Origin of the sequence: Paenibacillus sp. HJGM_3 (assembly GCF_045062745.1) — a bacterium.
Lineage (GTDB): Bacteria > Bacillota > Bacilli > Paenibacillales > NBRC-103111 > Paenibacillus_AA.
Genome location: NZ_JBJGED010000003.1, coordinates 232162 through 251268 on the forward strand (window position 1 = coordinate 232162; position 19107 = coordinate 251268).

Here is a 19107-nt window from a genome sequence, read left to right on the forward strand (position 1 = left end):
GAAGAAGTGTGTTTTGGCGGTCCTGGCGATGGCCTTGGTGTTTCTGGTCGGATGCAGCAGCGGCAACGAGAACGACAACCCGGATAAAAGCAATCCGCCAACGAGCGATAAACAACAAACTTTGTTGGAAAATATGGGTCCGCTAACGTTAACCTTTTTTAAAGAGGATCCCGGCGTGTCCGCAGAGACCATTGATGAATTGGTGCGCAAGAAATTTCCGCAAGTGACTTTGAAAATCATTAAAAGCGGAAAAGGGACTACGATCGATGAGGTCACCGCAAGCGGTGAAATTCCCGACATCATCTCTATGTCCTTGGGCGGGCTCTCGAAGCTGAAGGATTTGCAGCTGCTTTCCGATCTCACCCCCTTTATCCAAAGCTATAAATTCGACCTGAACCGGCTTGCTCCAGGGGTTGTGGATGTAGTGAAATCTTATTCCGACAACGGCGCCTTTCTGGTGATGCCGTTCGAGCTGAACAACAATGCGCTGTTTTACAACAAAACGATCTTCGACAAGTTCGGGGTCCCCTATCCGAAAGACGGCATGACGTGGGAAGAGTTGTTCGAATTAACCAAAAGGCTAGTCCGAACCGAAGGCGGAGTCCAATATAACGGGTTTCATTATAACTTTCTTAATATGGTTTATAAAAATCAATTGGGCCTCACCTTTGTCGATCCCAAGACGAATAAGGCGACGATTAACAACGATCAATGGGCGCGTTGGTTGAAAGTGATGACAGCGTTCTACTCCATTCCCGGGAACCAGCCGCCTGTGGACGAAAAAACCGCATTTCTGAAAAATCAGACATTGGCTATGCGTACCGGTCCGAATTATATTACGGAATTGGCGGCGGCCGGAGCGAGCGGATTAAATTGGGATCTCGTTTCGTTGCCCCATTTCAGCGGAATGGAGGCCAGCTCGCAGATGAACGCTCCCTTTTATGCCATCCCGCCGACAAGCAAAAACAAGGATGCGGCCTTCCAGGTCATTTCCTATCTTTTATCCGACGAGGTCGGGATCGCACTGGCCAGACAAGGCCGAATTCCGATCCTCAAAAGCGAAACGGTGCGCAGCGAATACGGAAAAGGCATCCCCGGCCTGGAGAATAAAAACTTGGCCGCGTTGTTCAAAGATACGATCGCCAAGCCGGTCCCCTTTACCCCATACGACGGTATTGCCAAATCGATATTCAACCGGGACGCCTTGACTCCAATGCTCAGCGGCGGCGTCGATGTAAATACCGTGCTCCGGAAGGCGGAAGATGAGGCCAATAGGCAGATCGGGCTGGGACTGAAAGTCATGCAGTAACTGCTTGCCAACCGACTTCATATACAGCTGTGGAGGGAAATACGATGTTTTTTACGGAAGAAAAATTGGCGCTCCGGATCCGGGAATTAGCGGGCTTCCGATACCGGGATGCTATGAAAATCCCAGCTTTCCGCTTTCAAATCGACGAGAAAGGCGAGAATGGAACGTATCCTCCCGAAGGCGGCCCATGGAATGAGATGCGTCCCGGCGACCGCTGGAAGGGCCACGATCTATATGCGTGGTTGGCGGCGGATGTGGACATTCCCGCAACGTGGGAAGGGCGGTCGGTCGTCGGTTTGTTCGAATTCGGCGTCGTTGGTGCATCGGGGGCCTCATGTGAAGCTCTGCTGTATATGAACGGCTCCCCTTACCAGGGCGTGGACGCGAACCACCAAGAAGTGTTTTTCCCAGAGAATGCTGCGGGAACTTCGCCCTCCCTGAGATTCCGAATATGGTCGGGACTTACGGGCGGAGGATCGACGAAGCCGCGGGAGTTGGAACTGAAGCGGGCCGAGATCGCCTGGTTGGACGAGGCGGCAGACGATCTCTACTATACGGGCTGGGCGATCATAGAGACGGTCAAGGAGCTGGACGAACGACTGGCGGAGCGGCATTCGCTGCTCCAAGCCCTGAATCATGCGATGAATCAGGTGGACTGGGCCAATCCGGGATCGGACGCCTTCTACGATTCGGTCGCGGAGGCCCGCGCTTTGCTGCGAGATCAATGGAGCCGATTGGAGAAGCGTCATCCCGTAACCGTGCATTGCATCGGCCATACGCATATCGACGTGGCGTGGCTGTGGCGGCTTAGGCATACGAGAGAAAAGGCGGCGCGTTCCTTCTCTACCGTCCTGCGTTTGATGGAGAAGTACCCAGAGTATGTATTCCTGCAATCCCAGCCGCAGCTGTACGAATACATCAAAACGGACTACCCGGAAATTTATGAGCAGATTCGCGCCAGGGTGCACGATGGACGCTGGGAGGCATCCGGGGGGATGTGGCTGGAGGCGGATTGCAACGTGCCTTCCGGGGAATCCCTGGTCCGTCAAATTCTACTAGGCACCCGATTTTTGAAGGAAGAGTTTGGAGTCGACTGCACTTATTTATGGCTGCCCGACGTGTTCGGTTACAGCTGGGCCCTGCCGCAAATTTTGCAGAAGTCCGGCATCCCTACATTTATGACGACGAAGATCAGCTGGAATCAGTACAACCAGATGCCGCATGACACGTTTATGTGGAAGGGGATCGACGGTTCGGAAGTATTGGCTCATTTCATCACGACGCCTAGACCGGGGCAAAAGGACGTGAAGCGCCACGGGTACAACGGCGTGCTCCGAGCCGAGACCGCACTGGGGCTCTGGGAGCGGTATCACGATAAAGGCTTGAACAAGGATCTGCTGATGTCGTTCGGCTATGGCGACGGAGGCGGAGGAGCGAACCGGGAGATGCTGGAGCATCGCCGCCGTCTCGCGGAAATGCCCGGCATCCCGAATATGGTTATGAGCCGGGCGGACGATTACTTCGAAAAGCTGCAGCAAACGGTAGCGGAGACCGGGGAGTACGTCCATAGCTGGGACGGAGAACTGTATTTGGAGTACCACCGCGGCACGTTAACGAGCCAAGCGCACAATAAGCGAATGAATCGCAAACTGGAATTGCTGTACCGCGAGACCGAATTCCTCTGCACGCTGGAGAGCGTGCTCGGGGCCGATTGGACCCGCTACCCGCAGGCGCAGCTGCAGGAAGGCTGGAAGATCGTCCTGCGCAATCAATTTCATGACATTATTCCAGGCTCGTCCATCCATGAAGTGTATGAGGATAGCCGCGAGGAATATGAGGAAGCGGCAGGTATCGTCACGAACCTATGGCAGGGAGCCGCGGAGTCGTTGGCGGGCGGCGGTGAATCGAGCGGCACGATGACCGTCATCAATTCGGCGAACTGGGAGCGTACCGATTTATTGAAGGTTTTTGTTGAGTCGGAAGATCGGGAGGAGCGCCTCTGGACGGATAGCCGAGGTCAAGAACTCCAGGCCCAGCGCTGCGAGGGCTATTGGTTGGTGGAGACTTCGGGACTCCCTTCCATGGGCTACGGTGAGGTCCGATATAGGGAAGGAACTTCGGGAATCGAACCGGCGAAGAAGCCCGTACCTTTCACCGTTCAACCCTCCGGAATATCGACGCCGTATTATGAGTTGGAGTGGAACCCGCTAGGCCAGCTCATTCGCCTGTACGATAAGAAAGCCGGGCGGGATGTATTGGGGAAGGGCGCTCGCGGCAATGTATGGCAAGTTTTCGAAGATAAGCCCTTGATGCACGATGCCTGGGATATCGATCTGTTCTACCAAGAAAAGATGCGCGAAATCGAGGGGATTCAGCGGATTGACGTGAAAGAAGCGGGGCCGCTCCGTGCGGTGGTCCGATTCGAATGGACCTATGGAAACTCGGCGATCGTGCAGGACATGATCCTCTACAGCGGCAGCCGCCGGATCGATTTCGTTACGAACGTCGACTGGCACGAGCGGCAGCAGCTTCTGAAGGTTGCGTTCCCGGTCGATATCCGCGCCACCGAAGCGACATACGATATTCAATTCGGCAACGTGAAGCGCCCGACTCATTGGAATACGAGCTGGGATCTTGCGAAATTCGAAACGGTCGGGCACCAGTGGGCGGATTTGTCGGAGCATGGGTACGGGGTCAGCCTGCTGAATGACTGCAAATACGGCTATGACATAAAAGGCCATACGATGAGGCTGACCTTAATCAAATCCGCGATCCGTCCCGATCCGACGCAGGATCAAGGCGAGCATACCTTTACATATGCTTTGCTGCCGCATATCGGCGGGTGGTATGAGGGGAATACGGTTCGCGAGGCGTGGCAGCTCAACAACCCGCTTACTTATAGAGAGGGTAAACCCTTGCACCCGGGCATGTCGCTGTTCCGAACCGATACAGACAGCGTGATGATCGATGCGGTGAAAAAAGCGGAGGATAGCCGACGTGTCGTGCTGCGCCTTCACGAATTTGCAGGCGGTCGCGATTCTGTGGAAATCGCCAGCAGGTTGCCCATTCATTCATGGCAGGAGTGCGATTTGTTGGAACGCCCCATAGGGGAGAAGTGCACGCAACCCGTTCTTCGTTTCCCGATCGCTCCTTATGAAATCAAGACGTTTTTAATCGAGATTGGAGAAACTCCCCAACAACCTTGATGGATGGCGGTGACCCCTATGCGGCTCGTCGGCCTCGGAGACAGTATAACGGCAGGCGCTCATGTACGGAATGAAGATACTTTCTTGTATAAGCTGGGTCAAAAATACGGCTGGAGCGTTGCGAATGCGGGCGTGAATGGAGCAACTTCATCCCGCGCTCTTGAGCGATTGTCGCTGATTGTTCCGCAGAAACCGGATATTTGCTTGATCGCGTTCGGCATGAACGATCACGTGGCCGTTCGATGGAATGAGCCGCGCGTCCCGCTGCAGCAATTCCAAGACAACTTGACGACGATATGCCGTACGGTCAAGCATACGGGTGGTCTTCCGGTCTTGTGCACCATTCACCCCATCATCGAGGGGGATGCATCCGGGTATTACTATTCCAGGCATCCAGAGGAATGGTACCACGACCCGCTTGGAGCGCAGCGCTGGATCGATCGCTACAGCATGGGTGTCCGGGATGTTGCGGAGGCGAGCGGTGCTCCATTGGCCGATATCGCCCGGTACTGGAGCGATCGCCTGAGGGACGGGGTCTCGCTGGCCGATCTGCTCTTGACGGAACACAATTGCGGAAGGAAAGACGGGGTGCACCTGACGCCTCGGGGACACGACTTGTATGCGGCTTGTTTGTCGGAACTATTGGATTCCTACAGCGTGTAAAACCTTTGTTTAGGAGGGGTATTAAATGGAGGATCAAGGGCCTGGCAAAACAATCTCCAGAAGAAAACTTCTAGCTTCCATGGCGGCGACAAGCGCTGCCGTAATGTTTGCGGTCCCGGCGTTCGGGAAAGAGGCGACGGTCAGCGAGGCGGTGTACGGGAAGAAAGACGACGATAAAATCAAACTGAAAGATGTTCAGACCGAGCTGAAGAGCGTCGATCAATTGCGCCATACACCTGGCGTTGCGGATGGCCAGCAAGTGAGTTTGCTGGGCTATTACGAGGACACCCCCGGAACAGGCGGCGGCACGGTGTATTGGGATGCCGATAGCACGGAGGCCGATAACGGCGGCACGGTCTTCGCTGTGGCCGGGGTTGCCGACGGGCGATGGAAGCGACCCTATACCAACCGCTTGAATCTCGGCTGGTTCGGATGGAGGGGCCTCGGCCTGGAAGATGACTCCGCGCGTATGCAGGCTGCGGTGAATGCGCTTGTAGCCGGCGGCGTGATCGAGACAGGTCCCGGCATCGTCCGGATCGAGCATACGGTAACCGTTGTTAGTGTGCCGATCGTCTTTGAAGGTGCCGGAAGTACGGACAATGATGCGTATGCTACGCAATACGTCGTGGCTACAGGAGCTGAACATGGCTTTCTGCTTTCCGGGGTTCGCGGCGGAGGCTTCTCGGGCCTGCAAATGCGGGGCGAGGGGTTAACCGGAGGCAGCTTCATCGCTACGGAACGCAACGGCACGGCCGGCAATTATATGCTCTCCTTTTACAATGCAAGATTCAAGAACGGCTATAACGGTATTACGCTTAGAGCGTGCAACACCGTCAGATTTCAAAACTGCGTCTGGTCCGGCTTTAACGGGGAGCAAGTCATTTTACTAAACGGCGTTAACGATACATCCAGGGCAGACCCGGTTGAATTCTCGCAGTGCGCCATCGCGGCGGGAACATCGAATCCGAATACGGATAACCTTGTTATTGACGGTTCGGGCGGCTCGATCAAGTTTTTTGCAACGGCGATCCTGTTCGGGAGGCATGGATTGTGGCTCCGAAACACCACGGGTCAGGCGGGACCGAAGTTTCTGTACTTTGAGGGCGGCGGGTTCGAGAATGCGCATGGGGTACCGGTGCTGCTGGAAGCCGGCTCTCAGGTACAATTCGCCAATACTTACATCTCGTGCGACGGCGAAGAGGACAATGTAAGGATTGCGCCCAGCTTCACAGGCAATGCGACATTTAACGGCTGCGTGATTCGGGGCTGCGGCCGGAACGGCATCGACATCGCTTCGTCGCGGGTCACCGTCACCGGCTGTCTGATCGGCAACAATGGCAGAACTGCGCATCCGGCGTTTGCCAGGACCATTTCTAACGTTTCCGATAATGGCTCCGGCGGGGTTCGCATCACTACTAGTGCAGCGCATGGCTGGGTCACGGACGACCGGATCAGCATTCAGGGCGTGTCGGGTACTGCAGAGGCCAACGGCAAATGGAAGATCACGGTGGTTAGCCCGACCCAATTCGATCTGCAGGGCGTAAACTTCGCGAATAGCTACCTTGCGGGCGGAACGGCTTGGCGCAACGGTGCGGGCATCAACCTCAGGTCTAGCGCGTCCCGGGTTGTGGTGGTCGGCAATGTCATTGGCGCTCTGGCTGACGGCGTTCAGCGCCAGGATTATGGGGTTGTCAGCGAAGCGGGGGACGTGCTGGTCAGCGATAATGATCTAAAGGGAAACACGGTAGGGCCTTATCTGTTAACCGGCACTCAGTCCAGTCAAACCCGATTCATAGGCAATAAAGGCATCGAACAAATTGACGGATGGTTAAGCGCACAAGTTCCGGGTCCGGTTGCGGCGGGGCTTTACGATCTCAAAAACTTTTTATATCTCGATGGCCAGAAAATCAGGATTGTGAAAGTAACCGTCAAACTAGCTTCCGGAACGTGCGACGTGCGGCTGGATGCGGACGGCTCCAGTGCCGGAGGCAGTGCCCTCGCTGCATCCTCCGCGCTGCAGTCCAAAAATCTGGCCGCCCCTTACGCGGTTGACGGCATTAGCGGTCCTAGAAAACTGCAGCTGCGAGTTCTCAATGCTTCTTCGGCTCAGGGGCTTGAGGTGCAGTTTGCCTACCAGGTTGTCAGCTAACTAAAGGAATGAAATAGGCTGTCGAGAGCCCCATGGGCATCCGACAGCCTATTGATGTTTGCGTACGATGTCCCAGCGCTAGCCCCACTGCTGCCGCCCATACTCGAGCGATCTCCCAATCTGCTCGCCCTCGAGGCACTCCAGGATGATGTCGGTATACGGCTTGCGCTCCTGGGCCAGTTGGAGGAAGAGCGGCACATTGACGTCGCCTTCGCCCAGCGCCGTCGGCGTGAGCAGGCTGTCGCTCCGCAGGAGCGCATCCTTCGCGTGGAAGGCGACGACCCGGTCGCTCAGCAGGTCGAACGCCTCCCGGACGATCTCATCCTGCCGGCCGGCGTTGTCGGTGTCCAGCAGGCTGCACGGATCGAGCACGACGCCGAGCGTCGTAGAGACGACTTCGTCGAGCATCCGGCGCATATCCTCGGCGCGCTGGATGACGAAGGGGATGGACGGCTCGATACCGACGATGACGCCCCAGCGTTCCGCCTCTTCCGCCAGCTCGTAGAGCGAGTGACGGAGAATGCCCCACGCCTTCTTTTCATAGTCGTCGGGGAACTCCTGGCAGTACGTGTTCAGACGGCCGGTCTCCGTCGCCACCACGCTGCAGCCGAAGTCCCGGCAGAACTTCAGATGCTCCTTGAACCGCTTCACGCCTTGCCGGCGCACGTCAGGGTCCGGATGGATCGGGTCGATGCCGCATTCCAAGACGGCGATTCGCACCCCTTGGCGCTGGAACGTCTCCGCGATATAAGACCCGAGCCCCGGGCTGAGCCGTCCCGCGGTGCAGTCCAGATCGGACAGCGCTTTGTCGAGCGCGAGCTGGACCGAAGTGAAGCCGGCGTCGCCGGCTTGCCGGGCGAGCTCGGCCACGGGCAGGCGGCCGAAGCAGTGGGCATGTATCCCAAACGGACGTGTCAACGTTAGTTGCCTCCTTCATGGTTAGGATCGCGCGTTCTTCCACTCGGCCCAAGCTTCTAGGTAAGCGGGCAGATCATCCGGATGGTGGCGCAAACACGTGGCGATCCGGCAATACAGCTGGATCACCGTCTCCCGGATGAGGAGAGAACGGGGAAGCGGTCCCGAGTCGCCGGTCGGCATGGCGTCAGCCGCATCCAGCAGGGTGTCCGGCGACAGATCGTCGGGGGAGGAGCAGAAGGCGAAGACGAGATCGTAGAGCGGCGGCCCGATCATGGGGCTAGGATCGATGACGCCTGTCAGCTCTCCCTGCTCGAACAGGAAATTGTGAACTCCGCAGTCGCCATGCAGCCAGTAGGCCGGCCCGATGCCCGGCCCGGCGGTCTCGAGCACCGCCGCGGCGTGGGGAAGGGCGAGCTGCTGCACCATCGCGTGCTCCTCTTCGGGGAGCAGGTCGCCGATTGCGGCGCGGGCTTCCTGGATGCGCTCCTGGATGAAGTCTAGCCAGGAATCGGCCGGTTCATCCATCCACCCCCAGCCGTGGTGATCTTCCGCGACGACATAGGCGCCGATCAGCCGTTCGGCGACGGCTGGCAGCCAACCCTTCTTCGGGCCGCGGGCGGGGAAGGCGCTCCCCTGGATATAGGAGTATACGATGAATTCATTTTGTGGATCGGCATAAAGGAGTCGGGGCAACAGCGGGTTGCCGCTATAACCCGTCAGGAATCGGGCGGTGATATAAATTTGCTGCGGATCGTCCAGTTTCAGCACATAAGCCGGTTGACCGGCTGCCTTCAGCACGTACACGGTACCCAAGGTCGTCCCTCTCAACCGCTCGGAGACCTCGCAATCCGGTTCGACAATCCCCTTGTGCTTCAGCTCTTGAACCAAGTTCATCGGATCGGGCAAATTCGGATGCATGTCGTTCCCTCTCTTCCAAGTGGAATGGAAATACAGGACGGATTTTACATTGGTGACAGCACGTTACTTAAAGGGGTTTACGGTTCTAAGTATACCAGAAGGAGATGTCCCGTATAGATGAAAAATTCCTATAACCGAATCCGGTTCCTCTTGCTATAATACTAAAGATGGAAAAAATAGGACTGTAGGTGGATATGGTGGCGAATGCCGTGTTACGGTGGGTCAGTTTGCTGCTTGTGCTAATTTATATCGGCGTTATGATAGCGGGACAACGGCATTGGAATATGAACCGGGAGCGTCAGGCGCTGCTGCAGCCTGTGGGTTATGCGGCAGCCGAGCAGGCCGTGCCCGGCGGCGGCTCGTCTCCGTCGTCCGGGAGCGCAGCCGCTTCGGCCCCGTCGGGCAAGCCGGACAAGCTCGTCGAGGCGACCGATCCGGCTTGGCTGTACACGAACGGATCGTGGAGCCAGGCGAGCGAATCGGGCTGGGGCGAAGTGAAGAAGGCCGCGCGCATAGGGCGCAAGGCTCAGTTGATGACGAACAGCCCTTCCGCGGTGTTGAAGCAGCGGGCCATTGGCGGTACGCTCACCGTCACGGTGGACAAGCAGCCGGTCGTACGCCAGACGCTGCCGGCCGACGGCTCCGCCCTCGATATCCCGCTCTATAAGGGGGCAGCCGGCTGGCATACGATCGAGATCGCTTTCTCCCATGCCGCGGAGATCGACGGCTTGTGGATCGAGAACGGCTCCGAGCTCAAGCAGCCGGCGTCGCCTGCTGCGAAGAAATTGGTCGTGCTCGGCCACAGCTACGTCGAGGGGGGCAACGCGACCGATTGGGGCGCGAAATCGTTCACCGCTCTCCTCGGCGGCCTGCTCGGCGTCGAGACGGTCAATCAGGGCGTCGCCGGGACCGACGTCGCGGTGAATTCCGGCAAGGACGCGCTCGACAGCGGCCTGAACCGGTACCGGGCGGACGTCGTTGCGGAGAAGCCGGACTACGTACTGCTCGTCTACGGCCTGAACGCCATCCCGTCCGACCCGAGGAAGATGCAGGCGGATTACACGTCGTTGTTAACGGCGTTAAGGAAGGAGCTGCCGGCCGTCCCGATCTTCGTAAGCGGGATCGTCTCTACCCCGAGCTACAGCGACAAGCAACTGCAGCCGTACAACGCCAGCATTCAGAATGCGGTCAAGGCGACGAGCCAGGCGGTATTCATCGATCTGGCCGGCGCCTGGACAGCCGCGAACTACGCGCAGTATGTGTCGAGCGACCAAGTGCTGCCGACCGACGCCGGCCATCAGTTCCTCGCGGACAAGTATGCCGCGGCGATCAAGCCGTACCTCAAGTAGCGCTAGGAGCCGGTGGATCGGTAATGCCGGACCCCGACTTGCCAGACGAAGAGGCAAGGGAGGAGGAACAGGAAGCCGGCTAGCGGCAGCAGCATGTACGTCCAGCCGGCGCCTTCCGCCTTACCGAGCAAGTACAGGAGCGGCAAGTAATTGACGCAGCCGAACGGGATGACGAAGGTGAAGAAGCGCGTCACCCACTTGGAATAAATGTTCAGCGGGTACTGGGCCATCTCGCGCCCCCCGTCGGTGAAGACGTTGACGACCTCAAGCCCCTGGATCGTCCAGAAGCAGAGTGTCGCGGCGAGCATGAAGATGCCGGTGAAGATGAACGTGCCGCTAGCGATCATGAGGACGAGCAGCGCCGCCTTCGGCACCGTCCACTCAAGCTCGAGCCCGTTGATAGCGACGGCCAGCACGACGACGCTCTGGAACAGTCGGCCGAAGCGGGTGAACTCGAATTTCGAGCCGAGCACCTGCAGGAACGTGCTGCGCGGCCGGACGAGCAGCCGGTCGAAGTCTCCCCCGGCCACGAGGCTCGAGAACGCGTCGAAGCCCCGGGCGAAGCATTCGCTGACCGCAAACGACATGTGGATCACGCCGAAGCATAGCGCAACCTCGGCGAAGCTCCAACCCTGAATTTGGCCGAACCGCTCGAACAGCAGGTAGAGGGCGGCGAACATGGAGAACGGGATGAAAAACTGTCCGATCGTCAGCAGCCAGAACGAGGTCCGGTACTGCATTTGGGACTTGAACAGAATTAGCACATAGCGTAAATATAAGCTCACCGGTCAACCTCCTTGGATGACGACTTTGCGCAGAGCCTGACGGATCAGCAACTTCCCCAGCCCGATAAGCGCAGTGAGCCAGACTAGCTGCTTGAGAACACTGATCAGTGCTTGCGATACCGGGATCTGCCCGGAGTACACCCGGAACGGCAAGTCGCCGATGAGGTGGAACGGCAGCAGCTCCGCGACCTGCTGCAGCGGGCCGGGCATAAGCGGGATCGGGATGATCATGCCGGCGAGGAAGTCGCCCAGAATACCGAACAGGAGCAGCGAGCCGGTTGGCGATAATGTGACGAACACCGAGATGTACATCAGCATCGAGATCGCCACCATGACGAGCAGCCCGAGCGCGAGCGTCAGGACGAACAGCAGGAACGCCGGTACGGACTCCGGCAGATCGAGCCGGAACGGCTCCGGCAGGAAGAACGCGATGAGGAGAATCGGCGCGCAGCGCAAGAGCGCGGCGGAGATGCGCTGGGCCATCAGCTTCGCATACCAGAATTCATAGATGCCGGCCGGCCGGCACAGCTCATAGGCGACATTCCCGCTCGTGATGAGCTGGAACAGCTCGCTGTCCCGGTACCACAGCATGATCAGCGCTAGAAAAGCCTGCTTGAGCCAAGTGTAAGTGACCACCTCGTCGAGCGTCATCGTCATGGGTTGCGTCGAATAGGCGTAGAACGCGATGAATACCATGATGTGCATGAAGCCGAAGAAGAACTGGGTCGCCATCCCGGCGAACGCCGCCGACCGGTATTGCAGCCCTAGCATGAGCCGAAGCCGTAAGACGGAATAATACGCTTTCATATCCGGTGCTCCTTATACAGCTTCACGATCAACTCCTCGATCGGCTGCGCTTCCACCGCCACGTCCATCAGCTCCAACCTTCCGGACAGCTCGCTGATGACGTGCGAGACGAGCGCCTGCTCCGTATTGACCAACAGTACGGCTCTTTCGGACGTTCGCGACATGACGGTCGTCCCATGAATGTCGAGCGCCGGCTCGGCTTCCGTCTCGCGATAATCGACGGTAATCGTTTTATGCGTATCGTAGCGATTGCGCAGGTCGGACAGCTTGCCGTCGAACAGGACACTGCCTTTGCCGATCAGGATAATCCGGTTCGCCAACGCTTCTATATCGCTCATGTCGTGGGTGGTCAGGATGACGGTGACGCCTTTTTCTTTATTGATCGTCTTGATGAACTGGCGGACGGCGACTTTGGATACGGCGTCTAAGCCGATCGTTGGCTCATCGAGGAAGAGGATGTCGGGGCTGTGCAGCAGGGAGGCGGCGATCTCGCAGCGCATCCGCTGGCCCAGACTTAGCTGGCGGACCGGAGTGTGGAGGATGGCGCCCAGGTCGAGATTGTCGACCAGCAGGTCCAGGGTGGCGCGGAAGTCCGCCGGCGGAATCTTGTAGATGTCGCGCAGCAGCTCGAACGAATCCATCACCGGGACGTCCCACCACAGCTGGGTGCGCTGCCCGAAGACGACGCCGATGTTGCGGACGTAGGGGACGCGCTCCTTCCAGGGCGTGTAGCCCTTGATGCTGCAGGTTCCGTGATCCGGGACGAGAATGCCGCTCATGACTTTGATGGTTGTGGATTTGCCCGCCCCGTTCGGGCCGATGTAGCCTACGATTTCCCCGGCGGGGATGGAGAAGGAGATGTCTTTCAGGGCGTGCACCGTGGTGTGCTCGCGTACGAATAGCGCTTTTGCCGCTTGCAACAGACCTGTGGTACGTTTCGCCACTTGGAAGGACTTGCTGATCCCATGCAGTTCGATCACTTGCGCTTATTCCTCCTTATTCAATTTTGAGGTTGCTCCCAAAATGAAGCATTTACCATTGTAGGCTTCCGGCGGGAGGAGGACAAGGGAGAAAATAAGTAAAACGATTGTCTCGCCTCATCATCCTCTAGGGACGGGTTGTGTCAAGGGAACGGATGGCGCATAATGAGAGGTAAGATACCCCACAAAGTGACGTGAGCCTTTGGAGCTTATTCCGATTACTTTGCGGGGACCCCAGGATTTATACGGATGGGAGGGTTACTCATGAGCACAAGCGTCAACCAAGCGATCGTTTATTCCGCCCCCGGCTGCCAGGATTGCGAGAAGGTGAAGCAGCTCCTGAAGACCGAGGGCGTCGCCTATGAAGTAAAGGACGTGCTCACGGATGCGTCCGCGCGCGAAGCGGTCGAGAAGCTGGGCTTCCTCGGCATTCCGGTGACGGTCGTCGGTGAGCGTGCGGTCAAGGGCTTCCAGCCCGAAGAGCTGAAGAAGCTGCTGGCGGACGTTCGATAAGCTCTTGCCTTACGGTTGCCAGACGGCTCCGGCGGATCTCTGTCTGCCGGGGCTGTTCGTTCTATCTATCAAAAGGAAGGTTGTGTTGCCTGCAACTTATTACCGAAGGGATCATAAAAATCGAATTCCTTTCCTATACCAGGAATCTCCCGAATTGCTTGGACTCGTATCCCGTGAGTTTCTAATTTTTTATGAAGCTCATGAGCATCTGTGACTTTGAAAGATAAGGCCTGTAATTCCCATCGGTCCTTAGATTCTGTAAGGAATATAGGAGGTCCTGACGGCACTACAAAACAGAATCCGTTCCATTTCAATTCAAGGTATTTCTCGTACCAATCTTTCGCCTTTTCTACATCCGGCACTGGGATGAAAATGGCCGTAATTCCTGTAATCATTGTTTGATCTGGCATTTGATTACTCCTCTATTCAAAAGTATGGTTATTGTTCAAAGCCTTACTACCATCTTATTGATTTACCACATTATACCATATATTGAGCATGGTCAGAATGCAGTTTCGTAATATAGGATTTGGGGAGTCCGGTCCCGAATGCTAGATAGATATGGTGAATCCGAATGGAGGTTGGAAGCCCATGAGTTGGAATGACAAGTTCAGCGAGTTGGCCAAGCAGCTTGTCGAACATAAGCCGGCAATCTGCCCGACGGAACAACCCGACGGACGGATCGACCTGGAGATCGCAGAGCTGCGAACGGACGGTTTTGCGGGAGAGCGTCTAGCCTATGCGTTGGCCGTGAAGGCGGGGCTTCATCTGTTGAACGAAAGTCTCGATCGCTCGCATACGTTGTCGCAAGACATCCATACTTCGACCGGTAGCTATTGGCACGGCATCATGCATCGGATGGAGGGAGACTACGGCAACGCGAAATATTGGTTTCGCATGGTGGGCAGCCATCCCGTGTATCCGGAATTGTTCGAGCAGGCCGGCGGCTACATGCGCAGCGAGACTGAGATGGTCGCCAGCTCAACGCTCAAGAAATTGTTGGACCGGTTGCTGGCCGGGAACGGTTGGGACCCTTACCTGTTCGTAGATCTGGTGGAGCAGTGCGTGACTTCACCGCGCGATGAAGCGGCTGAGCGGCTGCTCAAGCATGTGCAGTGGCTGGAGATGAGGCTGCTGCTTCAATACAGCTACTCCCGGAGCGGCGGGGGAGACGAGTTACTGACGAACTGACCTAGGATAGATAGAAGCGAGAGTAGGTGCCGTGCCGCTGGGCGGAGCCTCTCTCGCTCTTCTTTTTTTGGAGATAAAGGTGCAAATTTTACGAATAAAAAGACAAAGAAATTCGGCCTCGCTCCAAGCTATGATGGCGATAGGAGGGAGGCCGGAGTGCGTGATGCGCAAGGGCCGACCCTCACCATTCTAACGAGGGAACGGAGTGGAATTGATGTTGAACCAAAGGCCATCGGATTCGGCAGATCAAGCCGACAGCGGGAGTGTGAGCAAGGAGAGGAGCGGCAAGGGATGGACGCGAAGATCGGTGCTGGCGTCGATGGGGGCGGCGGGCGTCGCCTTGGTATGCAGCCGGGCTCTAGGGGAGCCTAGGCCGGAGCTTGCCGCAGGGGCGGTCTCGAGTTTGGCGGCGGCGGGCGGGCAGGCTCCCGGTCCGGTGAGTACCGCCTCCTCCGGCTCCTATCCCCAAGTCGACTACGTCCAGCTGCTCCGGGAGCACAACGAAACGGCCGTGACGCTCTATGCCAAGGTTACGGGTAACCGCAGCGTGGAAGCGCTGATCCCGTTCAAGGGCAAACGCTGCGCCCACTATGCCTTCATCAAAGACACGAACGACGATTTCATCAAAATGCAGTACGGGGCCGTATCGGATCTCGACATCCAGTACATGCGGATGAACGCTCTGGATTATGCGAGCAAGACCGGGACGTGGGTGACCGGATTTCCGCCTAACGACTATACGACGCAGGTGGGCGCGACCTTTACGTTCACGTTCGAAGGGACCGGCTTTAACTTTCAGCATTTCACGGATACACGGGGAGGTGTCTGGCAGCTCAGTGTGGACGGGGTCGTCGCAGCGTCGGTCAGCACCCACATCGATGCCGTGCCCGCCGATCAGAAGTTTACCGGCAACTACGCGTCTCGGCCGGTTGCGCGAGGATTGGCGAACGGGATGCATACCGTCGTCGGTACGTTCCAAGGCGACGATCCCGGCCATCCGCCCTCCGGAGGGCCCGGCACGTCTAGAGGCTGGGTCCGCAATGCGGCAAGCTACTCTTCGCAGGACGACAAGTACCGGACCGCCATCATTTACGGAGAGAGCCAGACGCTAACCCCGGTTAAGCGGTTCGACGTCCTGCATTCCTGGAGCAACAAGGAGTTCGCGCTCAACATGACCCCGGCGAATTCCGGCTTGCCCTACCATTTCCTCCCTGAACATGTGAACGTAGGGACTGTGTTCGCCGTTTCCCAGCGCGTGTACTTCGACGATGCCGAGATCGTCGACTGGACGCCGGACGCCTCGGTCCGGCCGGTGAAATCGGTGAAGATCGTGCAGCAGCTGCTAGGCCGGCATCCCGGCGATCCGTCCAACCCCGTGGCCGAGATTCAATGCGTCCACACCGTCAGCGCACTGGGCGTCTCGATCAAAGCGCGGGTGAAATGGCTGCGGCCGGTTACGATTCTCGCCGGCTATGGCATGATGTTCCCCGTAGTCGGCTCGTTCGCCGACAAGTTCATCACGAGCTTCGGCAATGTCTATGCCGCCACCGCGACCGACGGCAGCAAAACCGATTTGGCCGAGAATGATCAAGCGGTCAGCTATGCGTACATTCATAACGCTTCCGGAACTTCCGGCGAGCCGGATACGGTGGTCGCGATGACGATCCAGGATATCGCCAAGACGCTGCGGCAGGGCATGCCGGGCCAACGGAGCACCGGCTCGGTCGTGTGGCTGCAGCACCGGGACGCCACGATGCAAAAATTGTACCCGCAGCCGTTCGAGCAGTATACGGCCGCCGCAGGGGAAACGTATGAAGCCGGGGGAACGTTCTTCATCGGGGAGCTTCCGCTCGCGCATCAGCTCCTGAGCTAGACCGAGTTGTTTCATCCAAACGTTATGAGGAGGGAATGACATGGAGGAGCAAAAAGACAGCAAGAAGATGAGTCGCAGGAAGCTGCTGGCGGCCGGGGCCGCCGGCGCGGCGGCGGCGATGGCCGGCGCCATGATGAGCGCAACCGGAGGATCGGCCGCTTCGGTGCTGGGCGCGGTGTATAGAGAGGGAGGCGGGACCGCGAGTTTGACGGGTGCCGGTTATGTCGTCCCCTCGACGATCGAGGAGCTGCGGGCGATGACCGCCCCTAGCGCGGACTACGCTTATCTGGTCACGAATGCGGGCCAGGAGGGGCATTTCATCTACGATCCGGCGGATACGGCCTCGATCGACAATACCGGCCTTGTCCTCGTGTCGTCGAGCGGAGCGCGCTTCAAGCGGCTGCTGGAGACGCCGTACTTGAACGTGAAGTGGTTCGGTGCCAAGGGCGACGGCGTGACGGATGACATGGCGGCGATCCAGCGGACGATCGATGCCGCGTCGGCCCGGGGCGGCGGCACCGTGTTCCTCCCCCAGGGGACGTACATCGTGTCGCCCTCCGGGCAGAACCGGATCATGCTGCGCAGCAACGTCGATATCCTCGGAGAGGGCGGCGGCACTGTCATCAAGGTGAAGGACAACGCCGGCGACTACGGCATGGTGTTCGGGGCCAGCTCCGCCACACCGGTCCGGGATGTGCGAATGTCCCATCTCCGCATCGACCAGAACCCGGCGAACAACCTGACGTGCAACATCGATTCGTCGAGGACCGACTCGTATTACTGGCAGTTTGCCGTCGCCCTGTACAACTACGAGAATATTGTGATCGACCACGTTACATTCGACCCCGCCTGCGGCAACAACACCATTACCCTCAATAACGTCACCTCCCGCAATGCCGTCATTACGAACTGCCGTTTCCGTTTCGTCCGCGCGCTGGGCGACCCCGATTATGACAACTCCGCCATCTACCTGAACGGGCGCAGCCACACCGTAGCGAACTGCCTCATCTACGCGGAGCCGAGTCAGAAGGCCAGGGGCGCGATCGAGACGCACGGAGGCACCAGCGTCATCTCGGACAACATCAGCGACGGCTACTACACCGGGATCAATCTGCAAGCCAGCGAAGCGAGCGGCGTACACAGCGACATGACGGTCACGAACAATACGATCAGCAACGCCAACCAAGGGATTCAGTTCGGTCCCCAGCTGCAATACGGGATTCAAAATGTGGTGATCTCCAACAACACGATTCATTTGGCCAATTCGGTGCACCAGAGAACCCTTACGTCCGGAATCGCGACGGCGGGCAGCTCGTCGGACGTAGGACCCCATGAAAACATCACGATTACGGGCAACACGATCGTGTTCGAGGAGGAGTTTACCCGCCGCGCGTCGTTGAACGAAGGAGCGTACGGCATCGGCCTGTACCGGAACTGCGATTATACGAACGTCCTCATCAGCGACAACCTCATCCGCAATGCGCCGGTGACCGGGATCCGGATGGGCAGTACGGCCAAGGTGGGGGTGTCGACGAACATCAAGATCAGCGGCAACATGATCGTCAATGCCGGCCATTACCCGGCGACCTCCGAGCTGTACCGTGCGGGCATCCTTCTGCGGTCGACGGTGAACGGGGCCGACATCTCCGGCAATTACATCTCGGATACATACGACGAGGCGAAGGGCTTGTTCTCGATCCGGGTCAACGACTTCGACGGGACGTTCACGAACGTGACGGTGAAAAACAACCTGATCACCACGAAGCAGGGCGGCCTCTGGTTCAACGTAAGCCCATCGGTCCATCTGGAAGCGCCGCCGGCGAAGACGGTGGTGTCGTTCCCGCCGACCTCCGGCACGTACATTCAAGGCGAGATCGTACTCGTCACGGGGCTGAGTGTTGACGCGGGCAAAACGCCGGCTGGGTTCAAGGTGACGGCTACGGGAACTGCGGGCACGCTGACAGGCGTGACCGGGACAGGGGCGGTCGGGACGCCGTATCTCGTCGTGAACGACGTGTCCCAGCTGCAGCCGGAGCAATGGATCCGCATCGAGCAGGGCAATCAGCTCCGGCGGATCGTCCGCATCTCGGGCCTTGAGGTCAGATTGAACGCGAGCTTGACGGCGATCGCCGCATCGAGTCCCGTCACATTCGCCGCTCCGTCTTATATGGCCTTCGGCAGCATCGGCAAGCTGCCTGCAGTAGCCGATACGAGCGGGTCTACCTTAGCGGAGCTGGAAACCGAGATGAACCGGGTGAAACAGGCTCTGCGGGACTATGGAATTCTAAGTTAGGCGCAGCCTCGAAAATGTACAAAAAAACCGAATAAAGATGCAAAAAGCAATGCAAAAACTGCGATGAATTCTACAAAGCTTTCGCCTCTCATCCAAGCTATGATATCGGTATTGGAGCGGCATGGAAACGCTTACTGTCAATCGCTGCCGGCC

At 58.0% G+C, this 19107-nt stretch carries 15 protein-coding genes; 9 read left to right on the top strand and 6 right to left on the bottom strand.

Annotated elements, in window-relative coordinates:
- The first annotated feature begins 28 nt into the window (after positions 1-28).
- From ACI5FR_RS05110 to ACI5FR_RS05125, 4 genes are read left to right on the top strand one after another with little or no spacing between them, the layout of a single operon-like run.
- On the top strand, positions 29-1309 hold the full coding sequence (locus ACI5FR_RS05110; RefSeq protein WP_405451188.1) for an ABC transporter substrate-binding protein: 1281 nt from the start codon (positions 29-31) through the stop codon (positions 1307-1309).
- Positions 1310-1353: 44 nt separating this feature from the next.
- Entirely contained in the window at positions 1354-4515 is a 3162-nt protein-coding gene (locus tag ACI5FR_RS05115) for an alpha-mannosidase (protein ID WP_405451191.1), read from the top strand.
- Between the two features lie 18 nt (positions 4516-4533).
- A complete protein-coding gene (locus ACI5FR_RS05120; protein WP_405451194.1) occupies positions 4534-5178 on the top strand; it encodes an SGNH/GDSL hydrolase family protein in 645 nt (214 codons plus the stop codon).
- 25 nt (positions 5179-5203) lie between these two features.
- Positions 5204-7327, top strand: a complete 2124-nt coding sequence (locus ACI5FR_RS05125) for a hypothetical protein (protein WP_405451197.1) — start codon at positions 5204-5206, stop codon at positions 7325-7327.
- 78 nt (positions 7328-7405) lie between these two features.
- On the opposite strand, the gene ACI5FR_RS05130 is transcribed toward ACI5FR_RS05125, so the two are convergent.
- Together ACI5FR_RS05130 and ACI5FR_RS05135 are read right to left on the bottom strand one after the other, a co-directional pair.
- Complete coding sequence (locus ACI5FR_RS05130; protein ID WP_405451199.1) at positions 7406-8245, bottom strand: sugar phosphate isomerase/epimerase family protein; 840 nt, start codon at positions 8243-8245, stop codon at positions 7406-7408.
- Between the two features lie 21 nt (positions 8246-8266).
- The gene (locus ACI5FR_RS05135) at positions 8267-9163 is read right to left on the bottom strand and encodes an aminoglycoside phosphotransferase family protein (RefSeq protein WP_405451202.1); all 897 of its coding nucleotides are present in this window, start codon (positions 9161-9163) and stop codon (positions 8267-8269) included.
- Positions 9164-9399: 236 nt separating this feature from the next.
- Here ACI5FR_RS05135 and ACI5FR_RS05140 point away from each other — a divergent pair, with 236 nt between their 5' ends.
- Positions 9400-10512: an SGNH/GDSL hydrolase family protein gene (locus ACI5FR_RS05140; protein ID WP_405451495.1), complete on the top strand. Its 1113-nt coding sequence runs from the start codon at positions 9400-9402 to the stop codon at positions 10510-10512.
- A gap of 2 nt (positions 10513-10514) precedes the next feature.
- Here ACI5FR_RS05140 and ACI5FR_RS05145 read toward each other — a convergent pair whose 3' ends face one another.
- The 3 genes from ACI5FR_RS05145 to ACI5FR_RS05155 are packed head-to-tail and all read right to left on the bottom strand — an operon-like array spanning position 10515 to position 13084.
- A complete protein-coding gene (locus ACI5FR_RS05145; protein WP_405451204.1) occupies positions 10515-11297 on the bottom strand; it encodes an ABC transporter permease in 783 nt (260 codons plus the stop codon).
- A gap of 3 nt (positions 11298-11300) precedes the next feature.
- Entirely contained in the window at positions 11301-12104 is an 804-nt protein-coding gene (locus ACI5FR_RS05150; RefSeq protein WP_405451207.1) for an ABC transporter permease, read from the bottom strand.
- Positions 12101-13084, bottom strand: a complete 984-nt coding sequence (locus tag ACI5FR_RS05155; RefSeq protein ID WP_405451209.1) for an ABC transporter ATP-binding protein — start codon at positions 13082-13084, stop codon at positions 12101-12103. The genes ACI5FR_RS05150 and ACI5FR_RS05155 overlap by 4 nt, the downstream gene beginning before the upstream one ends.
- Positions 13085-13348: 264 nt before the next feature.
- Here ACI5FR_RS05155 and ACI5FR_RS05160 point away from each other — a divergent pair, with 264 nt between their 5' ends.
- Entirely contained in the window at positions 13349-13597 is a 249-nt protein-coding gene (locus tag ACI5FR_RS05160) for a glutaredoxin family protein (RefSeq protein ID WP_405451212.1), read from the top strand.
- A 68-nt stretch (positions 13598-13665) separates the two neighbouring features.
- Here ACI5FR_RS05160 and ACI5FR_RS05165 read toward each other — a convergent pair whose 3' ends face one another.
- Positions 13666-14007: a VOC family protein gene (locus ACI5FR_RS05165; protein WP_405451215.1), complete on the bottom strand. Its 342-nt coding sequence runs from the start codon at positions 14005-14007 to the stop codon at positions 13666-13668.
- Positions 14008-14188: 181 nt separating this feature from the next.
- Here ACI5FR_RS05165 and ACI5FR_RS05170 point away from each other — a divergent pair, with 181 nt between their 5' ends.
- From ACI5FR_RS05170 to ACI5FR_RS05180, 3 genes are all read left to right on the top strand, one after another.
- Complete coding sequence (locus tag ACI5FR_RS05170; protein WP_405451218.1) at positions 14189-14788, top strand: hypothetical protein; 600 nt, start codon at positions 14189-14191, stop codon at positions 14786-14788.
- A 214-nt stretch (positions 14789-15002) separates the two neighbouring features.
- The gene (locus ACI5FR_RS05175) at positions 15003-16661 is read left to right on the top strand and encodes a hypothetical protein (protein WP_405451220.1); all 1659 of its coding nucleotides are present in this window, start codon (positions 15003-15005) and stop codon (positions 16659-16661) included.
- A gap of 40 nt (positions 16662-16701) precedes the next feature.
- A complete protein-coding gene (locus ACI5FR_RS05180) occupies positions 16702-18954 on the top strand; it encodes a glycosyl hydrolase family 28-related protein (protein WP_405451223.1) in 2253 nt (750 codons plus the stop codon).
- The last annotated feature ends 153 nt before the right edge of the window (positions 18955-19107 follow it).